Origin of the sequence: Lacrimispora sp. (genome assembly GCF_046972725.1) — a bacterium.
Taxonomy (GTDB): domain Bacteria; phylum Bacillota; class Clostridia; order Lachnospirales; family Lachnospiraceae; genus Lacrimispora.
On the sequence record NZ_JBKVXF010000002.1, the window covers coordinates 37,892 to 56,371 of the forward strand.

Below are 18,480 nucleotides of genomic sequence, written 5' to 3' on the forward strand. Positions count from 1 at the left end.
ATGAAATGGAACATGATGACGAGATTGAAAAGATATCAAAAGAACTAGAGGATATGTTAAGAATGACATCAGATGGAAAAGAAGATACAACAGGGGAAACAGGCTTGAAAGCGAAGGACAGCGAAGAAATCAAAATTAAGAATCCGCAGGATATGGCAGGGATTGAACCGGATGTTTCCTCTGCATCAAAAGCCCATCCGGATGATCCGGTTGATGGTATGGAAGAACTGTATGGCAAAAAGCTTTTGCAATCGGAGGACTTTCCGGATGAAGATATCAGAATAGAAGAACCTGAAGCGGACAGGACCCGTAAAAAGGTCAGAAGAGGCTTGCTGTCGGGGAAGCATGAGGTGTTTCATAAAAAAGAGTCAGTGACAGCCAGCCTGGTGAGACCTGCCGACGGGCTGATAGCGGCTTTTTTTGTGCCGGTAGTCATTATGATCATCATATTTGCCCAAAGAGGGATTTTCCCATTCGGAGAGGAAAGCTTTCTTCGAACGGATATGTATCATCAGTACGCCCCCTTTTTTTCTGAATTCCGTTATAAGCTGACCCATGGAGGCAGCCTGTTATACAGCTGGGATATCGGAATGGGTGTGAACTTTGCTGCGCTGTACGCATATTATTTGGCCAGCCCTTTGAACTGGCTGCTTATTTTCTGCCCGAAAGATCATGTGATAGAATTTATGACTTATATGATTGTGTTTAAGATCGGGCTCAGCGGACTCAGTTTCGCATGGTATTTAAGAAAGCATTTTAAGACCAATGATTTTGGGATTGCATTCTTTGGCATCTTTTATGCATTGTCAGGATATATGGCAGCTTACAGCTGGAACATTATGTGGCTGGACTGTATTTTGTTATTTCCGGTGATTATGTTTGGATTGGAACGGCTGGTTAAGGAGAAGAAATGTTTTCTCTATTGCATAACTCTTGGGTTATCAATTTTATCAAACTATTACATATCTATTATGATATGTATTTTTATGGTGTTCTATTTCGTTTCTCTTCTTTTATTAGAGGGGAAGAGGCCGTGGAAAGAAGTCTTTGTCAATATTGGCCATTTTGCACTGTTTTCCCTCCTTGCGGGAGGACTTTCCGCCGTTATCCTGCTGCCGGAAATCTATGCCCTGCAGATGACTGCGTCCGGAGATTTTAATTTCCCCCAGACGTTTAGTTCTTACTTCTCCATTTTTGATATGATAGCAAGACATCTTCCGGCTGTAGAAACGGAGATCGGACTGGATCACTGGCCGAATATTTACTGCGGAGTTGGGATTTTCATGTTCTTTCTTTTGTATCTGGGCAGCAGAAAGATCCGGAGGAAGGACAAAGTCATCATGTGTTCACTGCTTCTGTTTTTCTTTGCAAGCTTTTCCGTGAACGTACTGAATTTTATCTGGCATGGATTCCATTATCCGAACAGCCTTCCATGCAGACAATCCTTTCTTTATATTTTCCTTATGCTTATGGTTTGTTATAATGCTTACATCCATTTGCAGGAAACCCCGTGGAAGCATATTGTGCTGGCATTTTTTGCCTCAGTGATCTTTGTATTGCTGGCTCAAAAGCTGATTACAGATGATGCCTATCACTTTTCTGTATTCTACGCAGCGATTTTATTCCTGGCGGCCTATGCAGGGATAATCCGGCTTTATCAAAATGGAATCAGCAGAAATGTACTGGTTCTTGTGACTCTTGGGATTGTGTCATTAGAGGCCGCAGTCAATACGACTGTGACAAGTGTGACCACTACCAGCAGAACCAGTTATATAAAGGATAATAAAGCGGCGTCTGAACTGGCTTCCAGTTTAATGCCCAATGATTCCTTTTACCGGGTGGAAAAAGTCACACGGAAAACAAAGAATGACGGAGCCTGGCTCAATTTTCCTTCGGTATCCTTATTCTCATCCACGGCCAATGCAGACCTGACCAGGTTTTTTAAAAAGCTGGGGTGCGAAAGCTCTACCAATGCTTACAGCATTACAGGAAGTACGCCCCTGGTAGATTCCCTTTTTGCGGTCAAATATGGACTGTATTCAGAAGAAGCGGAAGGTCAGGATGATATTTCAACTCTGGTTTCTACAGGGGAAGAGATGTATCTGCGTGAAAATACGTATGCCTTGTCTTTGGGATTCATGATGCCTTATGACCTGGAAAATAACTGGCAGCTGGAACTGACCAATCCTGCAGAGGTGCAGAATGACTTATCAGTGGTATTGGGAGCAAAGCCTGTTCTTGCAGAGGTGCCAAGTGAAATCAATGGAACCAGCTTTACCTTTACTCCCGAAGAAGATGGCAGCTATTACGTTTATGTAAGCAATAAAAAAGTGGAAAAGGTAAATGCTTTCATAGGAGAACGGTCGAAGAGCTTTGATAATGTAAGCCGCGGCTATTTGCTGGAGCTTGGAGCGGTAAAAGCCGGAGAAACGGTTACAATAAACAACGAAGACAATGAACAGGATCTGGTGGCGGTTGCCTACCGGTTCAGCCCGGAGGGACTTAAGTCTGTTTATGATATCCTGAACAGGAATTCTTTAAAGCTGACCACGTGGACGGATACAGAAATAAAGGGAAGTGTGGATGCAGACCGGGCCGGTTTATTGTTTTTAAGCATTCCCTATGACAAAGGATGGACGATCTGGGTAGATGGCAAAAAGGTGGAGGCTTATAAGATATTTGATACCTTTTTAAGTGTCCATTTGACTGCAGGAACCCATGAGATATCACTAAAATATATGCCGGAGGGACTGAAACTGGGCGGCAGTATTACCGCAGGAAGTATTTTGATTCTTCTTGTAATAGGCGGATGTTCTATCAGAAACAGAAAAAAACGCAGCCCCATGCGGGTTCATACAAGTGACTAACAACGAAAAGAGGAGATTTAATTATGAAATTATGGGGCGGACGCTTCACAAAGGAAACGAATCAGCTGGTACACAATTTTAATGCATCCATATCCTTTGATCAGAAATTTTACCATCAGGATATTGAAGGCAGCATCGCTCACGTAAAGATGCTGGCAAAACAGGGGATTTTATCGGAGCAGGACCGGGATACGATTGTGAAAGGTCTTATGGGAATCCGGGAAGATTTAGAAAACGGCGTTTTAGAAATTACTGCAGAGCATGAAGACATTCATTCCTTTGTGGAAGCCGTATTAACAGAGCGAATCGGGGAAGCCGGAAAACGCCTTCATACGGGACGAAGCCGGAATGACCAGGTGGCACTTGATATGAAGCTTTATACCAGAGATGAGATCGACGAGCTTTCCGGTCTGGTGAAAGGGCTTTTAACAGAGCTTGTAGCGCTGATGGAAGAACATATCGATACCTATATGCCGGGATTTACCCATCTGCAGAAGGCACAGCCAATTACTCTGGCTCATCATGTAGGGGCTTACTTTGAGATGTTCGACCGGGATTTATCACGCCTTTCTGATATCAGAAAACGTATGAATTACTGCCCTCTTGGTTCCGGTGCCCTGGCAGGGACCACCTATCCCCTGGACCGGGAATATACCGCAGAGCTTCTGGGGTTTGACGGACCAACCTTAAACAGCATGGATTCTGTTTCGGACCGTGATTATCTGATTGAACTGTTAAGTGCCCTTTCGACCATCGCCATGCATCTAAGCAGATTCTGTGAGGAGATCATCATCTGGAATACCAACGAATACCGTTTCGTTGAGATCGATGATTCCTATAGTACGGGAAGCAGCATTATGCCTCAGAAAAAGAATCCGGACATTGCAGAGCTCATCCGGGGAAAAGCAGGACGGGTGTATGGAGCACTGGTTTCCATGCTCACCACGATGAAGGGAATTCCGCTTGCTTATAACAAAGACATGCAGGAAGATAAGGAGCTGACCTTTGACGCCATTGACACAGTAAAAGGCTGTCTGGCTCTTTTTACAGGAATGATTTCTTCCATGTCCTTTCGCAAGGATGTGATGGAAAGCAGTGCAAAGAACGGCTTTACCAATGCTACCGATGCGGCAGACTATCTGGTGAATCACGGCGTACCTTTCCGTGATGCTCATGGGATTGTGGGACAGCTGGTGCTTTTCTGTATTGAGAAGGGGATCGCACTCGATGATATGACCATGGAAGAATACAAGGCAATCAGCCCTGTATTTGAGGAAGATATTTATGAAGCAATCAGTTTGAAGACCTGCGTGGAAAAACGAATGACCATCGGAGCACCCGGACAGGAAGCGATGAAAAAGGTGATCGGAATCTATAAAAAGAAGCTGGAGCAGTAAAAGTTAAATAAATCTGTATAAATTTACGGATATATTAAAAAAGGCCTGTTGTAAAATGGAAAGAGAATACCAGACGTAGTATATCAACGTTAAAACTGGTATCTGCAGTCCATTTTGCAGCGGGCCTTTTTCACTGGCTAACCAAAAATCTTTTTGCATAGCCGGCAGCCGGTTGGAGTGGCAGCCAGTCCTCCTTCTGCAGTTTCCCGGAGAGAGGATGACATCTGCTGGCCCACCTGTTTCATGGCAAGGATCACCTCGTCGGCTGGAATCACGCTTGGGATTCCGGCAAGAGCCAGTTCAGATGCGGTAAAGGCATTGGCAACCCCCATGGCATTGCGTTTGATACAGGGAACCTCCACCAGACCGGCGACCGGGTCACAGACCAGGCCTAGCGTATTTTTTAAAGCAATGGCGCAGCTGTCGGAAATCATCTGAGGGGTACCGCCAAAGATTTCTGACAGGGCAGCGGCGGCCATAGCGGAGGCAGAGCCGACTTCTGCCTGACACCCGCCTTCGGCTCCTGCGATGCTGGCGCATTTGGCAATGACCATGCCAATGGCAGAAGCAGTGAACAGGGCCATAATGATGTCATGCTTTGGCAGGTCATATTCTTCCATAACGGAAATGAGGGCTGCCGGAATAACGCCGCAGGAGCCGGCAGTTGGTGCAGCAACGATCTGTCCCATACAGGAATTGTACTCTGTTACGGCAAGAGCCATGCTGAGGGCATTCCCAAGAAGGTGGCCATAGTGATTGCGCCCCTCATCCACTGCTTTTTTCAGCTTTGCTGCAGCGCCTCCCGAAAGTCCGCTGGAGGAACGAAGTGTCTCATCCATACCGTTTAAAACGGATTGCTTCATGACATCAAAGCTTTTTTCCATGGTGGCATAGACTGCTTCTGCAGTAAGTTCCATATCCTCTGCCTGTTCTTCCAGGACAATCTCCGATATTTTTTTGTTGGCTGAAAGTGAGGCATTCACCAGTTCCTCCACAGAATTATATTTAAGTTTCATGAGTTTCTCCTATATTGATCGCTTTAACATCAATTTAATTTTAATAATATGGTATTATAAACAAATGGAATGGATTTGATCTGTGAAACAAGAGCGTCGTCAAAATCAGAATCCATCTCAAGGGTCATGATGGCTAATCCCCCCTTTTCCTGCCGGTTTAAGCGGAAATTGCAGATGTTGGCATTGCCTGCTGCCACCAGATTGGTCACATGGGCAATGATACCCGGAACATCCTGATGCATGACAATCAGGGTGGTCTTTTGTCCGGTAAAATAAACTTCCATGTCATTTACCCTGGTGATGACAATGTTGCCGCCGCCAATGGAAGAGCCCTGGACGGTAATGGTTTTGCCTTTTGGGGAAATCAGTGTGACAAGAGCAGTGTTTGGGTGGGCATTCTCAAGGGTTCCTGTGCGGAAGTTGATGGAGATCCCCTGTTTTTCTGCTGTCTCCATGCTGGTCCGGATACCGGAATCCCAGGGATCCATTTTCAAAATTCCGCCGACAATGGCTTTATCCGTACCGTGGCCTCTGTAGGTTTTTGCAAAGGAACCGTGAAAAAGGATGTCCGCCTTTGCAACGGGAGCACCTAACAGCATGGCAGCAGTCTTACCGATTCGTGCGGCACCGGCTGTATGAGAGCTGGAGGGGCCGATCATAACAGGTCCCACGATATCAAATACATTCATAATTCTTCTCCAATTCTGGTACATTTTCTATATTCATCTTTGAATTTTTTCATAAGGGGATAAATTCCGGTATCCGTTGCTTGAATTCCGTATAATAGGAAAATCCGCAGGAAAGCAAAATCTCCCTGGCCGTGTGAAAATCTGCCCCCAGATCCTCTGGAATATGGGCATCGGAGCCAATGGTTATGATTTCCCCGCCAAGCTCCCGGTACCGTTTGATGATTTCCCTTCCGGGATTTGGCTGATGGATTCCTTTCCGGAAGCCGGCCGTATTGCATTCAATTCCCTTGCCGTGTTCAATGATTGCTTTTAAGATTTCATCAAAGATATCCCGGTACGTATCGTAACGGTAGTGATCGGCTTTATTGGGGCCGTAACGGATGATGTAATCCATGTGTCCGGCAGTGTCATAAGTGTTTAGATGCTTTACATTATCCAGTGTGACCTGAAAATACTCAAGATATGCTTCTTCCTCTTTCTTTCCTTCGAAAAATTCCGGATAAGCCGGGTCCTTCCGGCCGATAAAATGAGTGGAGCCGATGACATAATCAAAGGGATAGTCTGACAGCAATGCTTTAAAATATTCTTCCAGATGAGTCTGAAGGCCCAGCTCAATTCCTATGCGGAGGTCGAGCTGGTTTTTATATTCTTCCTTTAACCTGGTCATGGTTTCAAAATATCTGTTTATATCAAGGGTAAAATCGATTTCTGAATCCACATCATAGTCATGGTGGTCTGTGACACAAAGGGATTTCATTCCAAGTGCAACGGCACGGTCGAACTGGGCCCTTACCGGAGTATTAGAATCTCCGGAAAAGATTGTGTGAAAATGATAATCTGGCAGCATGAGGCCCTCCTTTCAAGTTGAATTTATTATAAACAAAATAAGGAAGAAAAGCAACGGAGAGAATCGGGAGAAATATCAAAATTAATACAAAACCTTACAGGATTCTCTGCTGCCATTAGAAAGTAATCCCGCTGACGCTGCAGGCAGAAAAAATATGAAATTTCTTAAGACATATGTATAATTCAAAAAAGAAGTTCTATAATAGGAGAAGATAAAATAAAAAAAGACTTGCTATTTATTGGGATATTAGGTAAAATAAAAGGTAGTTGATTATTATTTAACAATCACATCAATTTTATTCTTAGGAGGAATTGAATTATGGCAGTAAAAGTTGCAATTAACGGTTTCGGACGTATTGGTCGTCTTGCTTTCAGACAGATGTTTGGCGCAGAAGGCTATGAAGTAGTAGCAATTAACGATTTAACAGATCCAAAGATGTTAGCTCATTTATTAAAATATGACACTGCACAGGGCGGATACGCAGGACATTACGGCGAGAACGTTCATACAGTTGAAGCTTTTGAAGATTCAATCACGGTTGATGGAAAAAATATTAAAATCTACGCTGAGAAAGATGCTGCAAATCTTCCTTGGGGTAAAGTCGGTGTTGACGTAGTTTTAGAGTGTACCGGTTTCTACTGCTCCAAAGAGAAATCTCAGGCTCATATCGATGCAGGCGCTAAGAAGGTTGTTATCTCTGCTCCGGCAGGCAATGATCTGCCAACCATCGTTTACAGCGTTAACGAGAATATCTTAACAGCAGAAGACAAGATCATCTCTGCAGCTTCCTGTACAACAAACTGTTTAGCTCCTATGGCTAAGGCTCTTAACGATTACGCACCGATCCAGTCCGGTATCATGAGCACCATTCATGCTTATACAGGCGATCAGATGATCCTTGACGGACCTCACAGAAAAGGTGATTTAAGAAGAGCAAGAGCAGGCGCTGCTAATATTGTTCCTAACTCTACTGGTGCTGCAAAAGCAATCGGTCTGGTTATTCCGGAATTAAACGGCAAGTTAATCGGCTCCGCACAGCGTGTTCCGGTTCCTACAGGTTCTACTACAATCTTAATCGCAGTTGTTAAGGGTACTGATGTAACAAAAGAAGGCATCAACGCAGCTATGAAGGCAGCAGCAAGCGAATCCTTCGGTTATAATACAGATGAGATCGTATCTTCTGATGTTATCGGTATGAAATTTGGTTCCCTGTTTGATGCTACTCAGACAATGGTTTCAAAGATTGGTGATGACTTATATCAGGTACAGGTTGTTTCCTGGTATGACAATGAGAATTCTTACACAAGCCAGATGGTTCGTACAATCAAGTACTTCGCTGAATTAGGCTAATGATCCACGGAGGGTCCGGTCGTAAAGGACCGGGCCCTTTTATTATTTTACTGGAAAGGGGCATATAAGAGCATGCTTAACAAGAAAACAATTGATGATTTAACCGGATTACAGGGGAAGAAAGTATTAGTGAGATGTGATTTTAACGTTCCGTTAAAGGATGGAGTAATCCAGAACTATAACCGTATCGATGGAGCGATTCCTACGATTAAAAAATTATTGGATCAGGGTGCAAAGGTGATTCTCTGCTCTCATTTGGGAAAGCCAAAGGGTGAGCCTCTTCCGGAGATGTCCTTAGAACCGGTAGCTCCGGCTTTGAGCGAGAGACTTGGTGTTTCCGTAAAGTTTGTTAATGATCCAAAGGTAACAGGACCTGAGACTCAGAAGGTTGCTGCAGAATTAAAGGACGGCGAAGTGCTGCTTCTTCAGAACACACGTTACAGAGCGGAAGAGACAAAGTACGGAAAAGATGAGAATGCAGAAGCCTATGCAAAAGAGCTGGCTGCTTTCAGCGACGGCATTTTTGTAAACGATGCATTCGGTACGGCTCACAGAGCACACTGCTCCAACGTAGGTGTTACCAAATATACCACCACGAATGTGGTTGGCTATCTGATGGAAAAGGAAATCAAATTCTTAGGCCAGGCAGTTGAGAATCCGGTTCGTCCTTTCGTGGCTATCCTGGGCGGAGCAAAGGTTTCTGATAAGATCAACGTTATCAATAACCTGCTTGATAAGGTAGATACCTTAATCATCGGCGGAGGTATGGCATATACCTTTTTAAAGGCTCAGGGCCAGGAGATCGGTAATTCCTTATGTGAGGAAGATAAGCTTGATTATGCGTTAGAAATGATCGGAAAAGCAAAAGAAAAAGGTGTAAATCTTCTTCTTCCTGTTGACCACGTAGAAGGAAAAGAGTTTTCCAATGATACAGAGAGAAAAGTGGTAGAAACCATTGAGGCCGGCTGGTCAGGATTTGACATCGGACCGAAGACCATCACCCTTTATAAGGAAGCATTAAATGGAGCAAAGACTGTTGTCTGGAACGGACCTATGGGTGTTTTTGAATTCTCCAACTTTGCAGAGGGAACCCTGGAGGTATGCCGTGCGGTCGCAGACCTTGCCGATGCAACTACCGTAATCGGCGGCGGTGATTCCGTAAATGCGGTTAAGAGACTTGGATTTGCAGATAAGATGACTCATATCTCTACCGGCGGCGGCGCATCCTTAGAGTTCCTGGAAGGAAAAGAACTGCCAGGCGTAGCTGCAGCTGACAATCAATAATAGCAGATACCGGCCCGGGCGGTGAACGTCCGGGCTTTTAAGCAAGAGGCTATGTCTTAGTGAGCGATGAATAAGGAAGGATAATTGTATGTCTAGAAGAAAAATCGTAGCAGGAAACTGGAAGATGAATATGACGCCAACAGAGGCGGTTGCTCTTGTTAATACCTTGAAACCTCTGGTTGCCAATGATGAGGTCGATGTTGTTTTCTGCGTACCGGCAATTGATATTGTTCCGGCTATGGAAGCAGCAAAGGGCTCTAATATCAACATTGGGGCAGAGAACATGTATTTTGAAGACAAGGGCGCTTATACCGGTGAGATTTCTCCTGCCATGTTAAAAGATGTTGGAGTAAAATATGTGATTATCGGACATTCTGAAAGAAGAGAATACTTTGCAGAGTCCGACGAGACAGTGAACAAAAAGGTATTAAAGGCATTTGAATACGGAATTACTCCGATCGTCTGCTGTGGAGAATCCTTAACTCAGAGAGAACAGGGAATCACACTTGACTGGATCCGCCAGCAGATAAAGATCGCTTTCTTAAATGTGACTGCAGAACAGGCAAAAGAAGCGGTAATCGCTTATGAGCCCATCTGGGCCATTGGTACCGGTAAGGTAGCGACAACGGAGCAGGCACAGGAGGTCTGCAGTGCAATTCGTGAGTGCATCAGGGAAATCTACGATGAAGCTACCGCAGCGGCTATCCGCATCCAGTACGGCGGGTCCGTATCTGCAAGCAGCGCACCAGAACTGTTTGCCCAGCCTGATATTGACGGCGGACTGGTTGGCGGAGCTTCCTTAAAACCGGATTTTGGCGCAATTGTTAATTACAAAAAATAATTAAATTCTGCCGACTCCATTTATCGTAGACCAGGGTCGGCAGTTTTTGGCGGAAAAAGGAGAACTAGTTATGAGCAAAAAGCCAGTTGTATTGATGATACTTGATGGTTATGGATTAAATGATAACTGTGAGCATAACGCTGTTTGTGAAGCAAAGACCCCGATCATGGACCAGCTGATGAGCCAGTGTCCGTTTGTAAAGGGAAATGCCAGCGGTTTAGCCGTAGGTCTTCCTGATGGACAGATGGGCAATTCAGAAGTGGGACATCTGAATATGGGTGCAGGCCGCATCGTATATCAGGAGCTTACAAGAATTACCAAATCCATAGCAGACGGTGACTTCTTTGAAGTACCGGAATTTTTACAGGCAGTGGAGAACTGCAAAAAGAACGATTCAGCCCTTCATATGTGGGGACTGGTTTCAGACGGCGGTGTACACAGCCATATTGACCATATTTACGGCCTGCTTGAGCTGGCTAAGAGAAACGGCCTTGAAAAAGTTTATGTTCATTGTTTCCTGGACGGCCGTGATACGCCTCCGGCTTCCGGAAAGGGCTTCGTAGAGGCACTGGAAGCGAAGATGAAAGAACTGGGTGTTGGTAAAGTGGCTTCCGTAGCAGGACGTTATTATGCCATGGACCGTGACAACCGTTGGGACCGTGTGGAACGGGCTTACCGTGCCCTTTCCAAAGGCGAAGGGAATTATGCACAGTCAGCAACAGAAGGCATTCAGGCCTCCTACGATGCAAAGGTTTTTGATGAATTTGTGGAGCCGCTTGTAGTGACTGAAGGCGGAAAGCCTCTTGCAACTGTTAAAAATCATGATTCCGTGATTTTCTTTAACTTCCGTCCGGACCGTGCCCGTGAGCTGACAAGAGCGTTCTGTGATGATGATTTTAAAGGCTTTGAGAGAGAGAAACGCCTTGATCTGACCTTTGTATGCTTTACCAATTATGATGAGACCATTAAGAATAAGCTTGTTGCATTTAAAAAAGAATCCATTACAAATACCTTTGGTGAATTCCTTGCTCAGAATAACTTAACTCAGGCAAGAATCGCTGAAACCGAAAAATATGCCCATGTAACCTTCTTCTTTAATGGGGGTGTGGAAGAACCGAACAAAGGAGAGGACCGGATTTTAGTTCCTTCTCCCAAGGTTGCCACTTATGATTTGCAGCCTGAGATGAGCGCACCTGTCGTTTGTGAGAAACTGACAGATGCCATTCGTTCCAATAAGTACGATGTGGTGATTGTTAATTTTGCAAATCCGGATATGGTTGGCCATACCGGAATCGAATCTGCTGCCATTCAGGCGATCGAGACCATTGATGCGTGTGTTGGAAAGGTTGTGGATGCCATTAAGGAAACGGATGGCGTACTGTTTATCTGTGCAGACCACGGAAATGCAGAGCAGCTTCTGGATTATGAAACAGGAGAACCGTTTACCGCACATACCACCAATCCGGTACCGTTTATCCTGGTAAATGCAGACCCGTCTTATAAGCTGAGAGAAGGCGGCTGTCTTGCTGACATTGCTCCGACTCTGATTGAACTGATGGGTATGCAGCAGCCGAAAGAGATGACAGGAAAATCATTGCTTGTAAAATAAACGGTTAAGAATGAGGGCTTTCCGGTGTATTTGCTGGAAGGCTCTTATTTTTAGCTCATGGGAAAATTATATTTGTCCAAATTCGTTTTAGGCTTCCATTTCTAACAGAAATACGATAGAATATAAAAAGATATGTTAGGAAGGGTTTCGCATGAGTATTCGAATCAGATTTTCTTTGGAGCCTAAGAAAAAAATATTTTCCGGAATCGTCTGGAATTGTCAGAATGCAGAGCGCATGACAAAAAATCTGGTGAAGGAAATGGGATACCAATGTTACCGAATGGACGGATTTTTGCTGGTCCAGCTTTGCCCGGAAGGCTATATCTGGTTTCAATGGAAGAAACAAAAACTGCAGGGGGAGAGCCAGACAAATATTGCCGGTCCTGGTTTTCATGCGGCTGTTATTGATTTTTTGGAGCAGCTTGCAGGGAAAGAACGATTAAAGCTTAAGGTTGAAGACCGGACGGGATATTTTATCCGGCGGGATTTTCTTGCTATGAGGCAGAAATACTTCTATCAGTGGTTTTCAGATCTTATGGATCTGGTATCCGGGTGGAAGGAAAGCGGGGAATACCTGTTTTGCTGGCCTGCGGTTTACTACATACCGGAGCGCCAGGAGGGAAAGCTGATTACCCATATCCGGTCATTTTCATATAAAGAACTGAAAGGCATGGCGAATTCCGGAATGAGTGTGGCATTTGCCAGGGATTTTTTCGTATGGAATGAAGTGGAAAAGGACGCCTGGTTTTATAGAAACAGTGCGATGGTCTTGCTGAATCAGTTTTGCTGCTTTATGCCATCGGACCGTAGTGAGCAGGACAGAGAAGTCAATGAGACCATCATTGATCTGCTGGAAAAAGCCCTTACTATGGACCGGAGGATTCCGTTTCCGAAAAAGGAATATCTGGAGGTCTGCGGCCTTCATCATCATGCTCCCATGGACATAGAGGATGCGGTTTCCTTCCATGAAGAGAATGCCATCGGCTGCAGGAAGCATCTGGTTTACCGGAAAATCGGCAATATGAGCTTTGGAATACCGGGAAATTTTTTATATGATGATGGAGATCCCGGAATTATGGATCACTATTTTGACGGGATTTTGTATGGAGGCCATGATTATTATATTTATGCAGCGGTCTTTGAAGGACGGCAGGCCGAGTTTAAAAGCCAATGGTTTGAACAGGGGAAAGTGGAAGAAACTGTGGATTTTAACATGGGAGAGGCCAGAGTAAGGACTGCTTTTTATGAACCGGAGGAAATAAAGGGAGAGACCATTTATGCAATGTCTGCCCAGGTGCTTTATAAAGAACAGCGTATGAATATAAATATTATCAGCAGAAAGCCGGGAGAAAAAGAGTGGGCTTTAAGCCTTATTAAGAACATTAAAATTACAGAGTAGAGGATCGTATGAAAGAAAATGAGATGAAAACGGGCACTTTGCTGAAACGCTTTGTGCCCTATTATAAAAAATACACCAAAATCATGGTCATGGACTTGTTCTGCGCTTCTTTGACTACGGTTTGTGAGATGGTGCTGCCGCTTATTTTGCGCTATATTACAAATCAGGGATTAAGGGACGTGGCTTCTTTGTCGGTCAAGACCATCGTAAGCATTGGACTTCTTTATTTCGCGTTGAGGATTATTGACGGTCTTGCGAGCTTTTATATGGCTTATACCGGGCATGTTATGGGAGCAGCCCTTGAGACGGATATGAGACAGGATGCCTTTTCCCATTTGCAGAAGCTGTCGGATAATTACTTTAATAACACCAAGGTCGGTCAGATCATGTCAAGGATCACCAGTGATTTATTTGACGTGACGGAATTTTCCCATCATTGTCCGGAAGAATTTTTCATTGCATTTATAAAGACTGTGGTCTCTTTTCTCATTCTGTCAAGAATCAGCCTTCCACTGACTCTGCTCATTTTCCTTTTGATTCCGGTTATGGGAGCATCCTGTATCTATTTTAATCTTCAGGTAAAACGAGCGTTTAAACATCAGAGAAACCACATCGGAGAGCTGAATGCAAGAATCGAAGACAGTCTTTTGGGAAACCGGGTGGTCCGGGCCTTTGCCAATGAGAAGATCGAGATTGAAAAGTTCAGTCATGATAATCTGGAATTTCTTAATATCAAGCGGAAAACCTACAAATATATGGCTGCATTCCAGAATACCATCCGTATGTTTGACGGTCTGATGTATGTGGTGGTTATCATAGCCGGCGGAATTTTCATGATCAGGGGAATTATTAAACCCGGAGATCTGGTTGCCTATATTCTTTATGTGACCACTCTTCTTGCGACCATTCGAAGAATCATTGAATTTGCAGAGCAGTTCCAGAGAGGCATGACAGGGATCGAACGCTTTATGGAGCTTATGGATGCGGATATCGACATTTTTAATGAAGAGGGGGCGGCTCCTTTAAAGGATGTAAAAGGAAGCATTGCGTTTGAACATGTATCCTTTGAATATCCCGATGACCATAATCCGGTATTGAGCGATATTAATCTGGAGATAAAGCCTGGAGAAAAGGTTGCGTTGGTGGGACCTTCCGGAGGCGGAAAGACTACCTTATGTAATTTGGTCCCCCGTTTTTATGATCCGACGGAAGGAAGGATTCTTCTTGACGGACATGATATAAAGCAGGTAACATTAGAAAGCCTGCGAAGTGCAGTCGGTGTTGTCCAGCAGGATGTATATCTGTTTTCCGGCACAGTCTTTGAAAATATTGAGTATGGCTGTCCGGGAGCTTCCAAAGAGGATGTCTGTGAGGCAGCAAAGCTGGCCGGTGCCCATGAATTTATTATGGGGCTGAAGGATGGCTATGATACTTATGTGGGAGAACGGGGCGTGAAGCTGTCCGGCGGACAAAAACAGCGTATCAGCATTGCCAGGGTATTCCTTAAAAACCCGCCGGTGCTGATTCTTGACGAAGCGACTTCTGCTTTGGATAATGAGAGTGAATATCTGGTTTCTCAGTCTTTGGAGCGGCTTTCTAAGGGACGAACCACACTTACCATTGCTCACCGCCTTACCACCATTCAGAATGCGGACCGGATTCTGGTTCTTTCTGACGGCCGGATCGCGGAGGAGGGGAATCATGAAGAACTTCTCTTAAAGAGAGGAATGTATTATCAGCTTTATACCTCTGTAAGAGAAACGGAGGCAGAGGGCTGAGATTGAGAAATAGAGGAGAACGGAAATGAAAGTAGCGATATTAACAGACAGTAACAGCGGAATTACACAGAAGCAGGGTGAGGAAGCTGGAATTTATGTAATACCCATGCCATTCATGATGGGCGATGAAACGTATTATGAGGATATCAGCCTGACCCGGAAGGAATTCTATGAAAAGCTGAAAGGCGGAATTGATATCTCCACCTCCCAGCCGTCTCCGGCAGATATTATGGATTTTTGGAACAGGCTTCTTGAGGAATACGATGAAGTGGTCCATATTCCCATGTCCAGCGGTTTAAGCAGCTCCTGCCACACGGCAATGATGCTGGCAGAAGATTATGAGGGAAAGGTATTTGTTGTAAATAATCAGCGGATTTCCGTTACATTAAGGCAGTCTGTTCTGGAAGCGAAGAAGATGGCGGATGCCGGTATGTCAGGCCAGGATATCCGGAAAAAGCTGGAAGATACAAAGATGGATTCAAGCATTTATATTACGCTGGATACGTTGGAGTACTTAAAAAAGGGCGGAAGAATTACTCCGGCTGCCGCACTGTTAGGGTCCTTTCTCCGGATTAAGCCGGTATTGACCATACAGGGGGAAAAGCTTGATGCTTTTGCTAAGGCAAGGACGATGAAACAGGCGAAAACGATGATGATCATGGCCGCCAAAAAGGATATGGAGGAACGCTTTAAAGATCCGGAAGGCGTTCATACCTGTATTGCTGTAGCTCATTCTGAGAATGAAGCGGCTGCCCTGGAATTTAAACAGGAATTAGAGGAACTGTTTCCAAAGACCGGTGAAATCTATGTGGATCATCTGTCATTAAGCGTATCCTGCCACATCGGCCCCGGAGCACTTGCTATTGCCTGTACGAAACGTCTGGATCTATGATGAAAGGGGAAAGTTGGAGGTATGGGGATATGTTTCCGTTTAAATTATTAAAAATAAAACATACCATAAGCCTGCGCCTTACCCTGATCATCGTCTTATTCCTGGTGGGAAGCGTACCGGTTTTTATCCAGAATCCGGTAATGCTTGGGTCTTATAAGCAGAATTTAATCGAATCCAGAATGCAGGATATTCAAAACCAGTGCTGGATTTTAAGCAATAAGATGACCAGAAGCGGATATATGACAATGGAACCCAAGGACCCTTTGCTGGATAATGAGATGTCGGTAAAAGCGGACATGTTTAACGGCAGAATCGTGGTGGTCAACCGCAGCTTCCGGATCATCAGTGATACATTTTCTCTGTCACTGGGAAAGATTAATGTATCGGAAGAGGTGGTTAAGTGCTTCAGCGGAGAGAACAGCAGCAAATATAATCCTGAGAAACGCTATTCCGCTTTGACTATTCCTGTTTATTCCAACAGCCAGGATAAGGAAATCGACGGAGTGATGATCATTACCGCTTCAACAGAAGATATCCTTAACCGGGTTTCTGAGGTATCGGAAAAGGGCTCTCTTTTAAATATTATGATTTTGTCCATACTGGGCATTGTGGTGTATCTGGTGGCAAAGCTTATTATGAAGCCGTTTAAAAAACTGCAGCATATTTTAAACCGTGCAGCGGAAGGAAATATGGAAGAGACCATAAGCTCCCATGCATACAAGGAGACGATGGAAATAACAGATTCCATAAACCTTGCGTTAAAAAAACTTAAGGCAGTCGATCAGTCCAGGGAAGAATTTGTATCCAATGTATCCCACGAACTGAAAACTCCAATCACATCCATCCGGGTGCTTGCAGATTCCCTCATTGGAATGGAAGATGCACCGGTAGAACTGTACCGGGAGTTTATGAGCGATATTTCCGTGGAGATCGAACGGGAGAGTAAGATTATTGATGATCTTCTGGCGCTGGTACGGATGGACAAGACTTCCGGAGGAAATCTAAATATTGCTCAGGTAAATATCAACGGTCTGCTGGAACTGATTTTAAAGAGGCTCCGTCCGATTGCAGGAAAGCGCAATGTGGAACTGATCTTTGAAAGCATTCGGGAGGTTACTGCGGATGTGGATGAGATGAAGCTTTCCCTGGCCCTCAGCAATCTGGTGGAGAATGCGATCAAATATAATGTGGAAGGCGGCTGGGTCCGGGTCACTCTTGATGCAGACCATAAGTTTTTCTATGTGAAGGTGGCAGATTCCGGCATCGGCATTCCGGAGGAATTCCAGGAGCATGTATTTGAACGGTTTTACCGGGTCGACAAAGCAAGGTCCAGAGAAACCGGAGGTACCGGTCTTGGCCTTTCCATCACAAAAAAGATCATTCTCATGCATCAGGGTGCCTTAAAACTTCAAAGCAAAGAGGGAGAAGGAACCACATTTACCGTGCGGATTCCTCTCACTTATATCTCATAGGAACAGGAGGAGTTATATGATGAGACGAAAAAGCATTTTATGTATCCTCCTGGTGTGTCTGTTCTGCCTGACCGGATGCCAGAGAAAAGAAAAAACAGAGGCAGAGGCTTCCGGCCGTGTATATCAGATCTACTATTTGAATTCTGCCATGACAAGGATGGAACCTCAGAAATACATCATGCCTCAAAAGCCGGAAGACAATAAAGGTCCGGCAACTGATTGGGAAATCTCCAATCTGATTGAGCAGCTGCGGACCGTGCCAAAGGATCTGGACCGGCAGGCGGCAGTGCCGGATAAGGTAGGATTTGAACGTTATAAACTGGAGGATAAGGTCCTTTATCTGTATTTTGACAATAACTATTCTCTGATGAACAGTACCAGAGAGATCTTATGCAGAGCTTCGCTGGTAAGAACTCTGACCCAGGTGGAAGGGGTGGATTATGTAACGGTATATACCGCAGAGCAGCCTCTGATGGATAGCTCGGGGAGCCCGGTGGGGCCTTTGGCTAATTCGGATTTTATTGATAATATCAGCAATGTCAACTCCTATGAGAAGACGGAGCTGGTGCTGTATTTCGCTGATGAGACCGGCGAGAAGCTGGAAAGAGAGACAAGAGAAGTTGTGCATTATGTGAATACTTCTTTAGAGAAGCTGGTCATTGAGCAGCTGATCGCGGGGCCGGGGCGGAAGGGAATGAATCCTACCTTGCCAAAGGAGACCCGGCTTCTTAATGTGTCAGTCAACGAAAACGTATGTTATATAAATTTTGATTCTTCATTTTTAAATAATACCCTGGAAGTAAAAGAGTATATTCCTATTTATTCTATCGTCAATTCTCTGGCTGCGGTGACTTCCATCAACAAGGTGCAGATTACGGTCAATGGTTCTCAGGAATATATGTTCCGGGACTCCATCTCTTTAAACCAGGTGTTTGAACGAAATCTGGATTACAATGCGGAAAATGAAGAAGCATTGAGTGAAACAGGAGGAAATAAACAATAAAACGCCCATTATGTCTGATCGCAGGGGGATTTGTAC

The 18,480-nt window shown here is 44.7% G+C and carries 14 protein-coding genes; 11 read left to right on the plus strand and 3 right to left on the minus strand.

Features of this window, described 5'->3' with window-relative positions; translation table 11 throughout:
• Positions 1-5 precede the first annotated feature (5 nt).
• Positions 6-2,867 carry a YfhO family protein gene (locus ACLTWA_RS08385; RefSeq protein ID WP_412327249.1) on the plus strand — a complete coding sequence of 954 codons (2,862 nt, stop codon included), beginning with the start codon at positions 6-8 and terminating at the stop codon, positions 2,865-2,867.
• A 23-nt stretch (positions 2,868-2,890) separates the two neighbouring features.
• Positions 2,891-4,264: an argininosuccinate lyase gene (argH, locus tag ACLTWA_RS08390; protein ID WP_412327250.1), complete on the plus strand. Its 1,374-nt coding sequence runs from the start codon at positions 2,891-2,893 to the stop codon at positions 4,262-4,264.
• 137 nt (positions 4,265-4,401) lie between these two features.
• Here argH and sdaAA read toward each other — a convergent pair whose 3' ends face one another.
• The 3 genes from sdaAA to ACLTWA_RS08405 are packed head-to-tail and all read right to left on the minus strand — an operon-like array spanning position 4,402 to position 6,816.
• Positions 4,402-5,280, minus strand: a complete 879-nt coding sequence (gene sdaAA, locus ACLTWA_RS08395; protein ID WP_412327251.1) for an L-serine ammonia-lyase, iron-sulfur-dependent, subunit alpha — start codon at positions 5,278-5,280, stop codon at positions 4,402-4,404.
• A 29-nt stretch (positions 5,281-5,309) separates the two neighbouring features.
• The gene (gene sdaAB, locus ACLTWA_RS08400) at positions 5,310-5,969 is read right to left on the minus strand and encodes an L-serine ammonia-lyase, iron-sulfur-dependent subunit beta (protein ID WP_412327252.1); all 660 of its coding nucleotides are present in this window, start codon (positions 5,967-5,969) and stop codon (positions 5,310-5,312) included.
• Positions 5,970-6,018: 49 nt separating this feature from the next.
• Positions 6,019-6,816, minus strand: coding sequence for a histidinol-phosphatase HisJ family protein (locus tag ACLTWA_RS08405; RefSeq protein WP_412327253.1), 798 nt, complete (start codon positions 6,814-6,816; stop codon positions 6,019-6,021).
• Positions 6,817-7,134: 318 nt separating this feature from the next.
• On the opposite strand from ACLTWA_RS08405, the gene gap reads away from it, so the two are divergent.
• The 9 genes from gap (at position 7,135) to ACLTWA_RS08450 (ending at position 18,444) form a co-directional block, all read left to right on the plus strand.
• The gene (gap, locus tag ACLTWA_RS08410; RefSeq protein WP_412327254.1) at positions 7,135-8,166 is read left to right on the plus strand and encodes a type I glyceraldehyde-3-phosphate dehydrogenase; all 1,032 of its coding nucleotides are present in this window, start codon (positions 7,135-7,137) and stop codon (positions 8,164-8,166) included.
• Between the two features lie 72 nt (positions 8,167-8,238).
• Positions 8,239-9,450: a phosphoglycerate kinase gene (locus ACLTWA_RS08415; protein ID WP_412327255.1), complete on the plus strand. Its 1,212-nt coding sequence runs from the start codon at positions 8,239-8,241 to the stop codon at positions 9,448-9,450.
• Positions 9,451-9,538: 88 nt separating this feature from the next.
• Entirely contained in the window at positions 9,539-10,291 is a 753-nt protein-coding gene (tpiA, locus tag ACLTWA_RS08420) for a triose-phosphate isomerase (RefSeq protein WP_412327256.1), read from the plus strand.
• A 70-nt stretch (positions 10,292-10,361) separates the two neighbouring features.
• Entirely contained in the window at positions 10,362-11,900 is a 1,539-nt protein-coding gene (gene gpmI / locus ACLTWA_RS08425; RefSeq protein WP_412327257.1) for a 2,3-bisphosphoglycerate-independent phosphoglycerate mutase, read from the plus strand.
• 151 nt (positions 11,901-12,051) lie between these two features.
• Positions 12,052-13,299 (plus strand): hypothetical protein, encoded by a 1,248-nt coding sequence (locus tag ACLTWA_RS08430; RefSeq protein WP_412327258.1) that lies wholly within the window; start codon positions 12,052-12,054, stop codon positions 13,297-13,299.
• A gap of 8 nt (positions 13,300-13,307) precedes the next feature.
• Positions 13,308-15,077, plus strand: a complete 1,770-nt coding sequence (locus ACLTWA_RS08435) for an ABC transporter ATP-binding protein (RefSeq protein ID WP_412327259.1) — start codon at positions 13,308-13,310, stop codon at positions 15,075-15,077.
• A gap of 25 nt (positions 15,078-15,102) precedes the next feature.
• A complete protein-coding gene (locus tag ACLTWA_RS08440) occupies positions 15,103-15,969 on the plus strand; it encodes a DegV family protein (protein ID WP_412327260.1) in 867 nt (288 codons plus the stop codon).
• Between the two features lie 29 nt (positions 15,970-15,998).
• Positions 15,999-17,441 carry a sensor histidine kinase gene (locus tag ACLTWA_RS08445; RefSeq protein WP_412327261.1) on the plus strand — a complete coding sequence of 481 codons (1,443 nt, stop codon included), beginning with the start codon at positions 15,999-16,001 and terminating at the stop codon, positions 17,439-17,441.
• A gap of 16 nt (positions 17,442-17,457) precedes the next feature.
• Positions 17,458-18,444, plus strand: coding sequence for a GerMN domain-containing protein (locus ACLTWA_RS08450; RefSeq protein ID WP_412327262.1), 987 nt, complete (start codon positions 17,458-17,460; stop codon positions 18,442-18,444).
• Positions 18,445-18,480 lie beyond the last annotated feature (36 nt).

Excerpts from the sequence above, each read along its gene's own strand:
- ACLTWA_RS08385 (WP_412327249.1), top strand. The coding sequence starts at position 6 with ATGGAACATGATGACGAGATTGAAAAGATATCAAAAGAACTAGAGGAT.
- argH (WP_412327250.1), top strand. The coding sequence starts at position 2,891 with ATGAAATTATGGGGCGGACGCTTCACAAAGGAAACGAATCAGCTGGTA.
- sdaAA (WP_412327251.1), bottom strand. The coding sequence starts at position 5,280 with ATGAAACTTAAATATAATTCTGTGGAGGAACTGGTGAATGCCTCACTT.
- sdaAB (WP_412327252.1), bottom strand. The coding sequence starts at position 5,969 with ATGAATGTATTTGATATCGTGGGACCTGTTATGATCGGCCCCTCCAGC.
- ACLTWA_RS08405 (WP_412327253.1), bottom strand. The coding sequence starts at position 6,816 with ATGCTGCCAGATTATCATTTTCACACAATCTTTTCCGGAGATTCTAAT.
- gap (WP_412327254.1), top strand. The coding sequence starts at position 7,135 with ATGGCAGTAAAAGTTGCAATTAACGGTTTCGGACGTATTGGTCGTCTT.
- ACLTWA_RS08415 (WP_412327255.1), top strand. The coding sequence starts at position 8,239 with ATGCTTAACAAGAAAACAATTGATGATTTAACCGGATTACAGGGGAAG.
- tpiA (WP_412327256.1), top strand. The coding sequence starts at position 9,539 with ATGTCTAGAAGAAAAATCGTAGCAGGAAACTGGAAGATGAATATGACG.
- gpmI (WP_412327257.1), top strand. The coding sequence starts at position 10,362 with ATGAGCAAAAAGCCAGTTGTATTGATGATACTTGATGGTTATGGATTA.
- ACLTWA_RS08430 (WP_412327258.1), top strand. The coding sequence starts at position 12,052 with ATGAGTATTCGAATCAGATTTTCTTTGGAGCCTAAGAAAAAAATATTT.
- ACLTWA_RS08435 (WP_412327259.1), top strand. The coding sequence starts at position 13,308 with ATGAAAGAAAATGAGATGAAAACGGGCACTTTGCTGAAACGCTTTGTG.
- ACLTWA_RS08440 (WP_412327260.1), top strand. The coding sequence starts at position 15,103 with ATGAAAGTAGCGATATTAACAGACAGTAACAGCGGAATTACACAGAAG.
- ACLTWA_RS08445 (WP_412327261.1), top strand. The coding sequence starts at position 15,999 with ATGTTTCCGTTTAAATTATTAAAAATAAAACATACCATAAGCCTGCGC.
- ACLTWA_RS08450 (WP_412327262.1), top strand. The coding sequence starts at position 17,458 with ATGATGAGACGAAAAAGCATTTTATGTATCCTCCTGGTGTGTCTGTTC.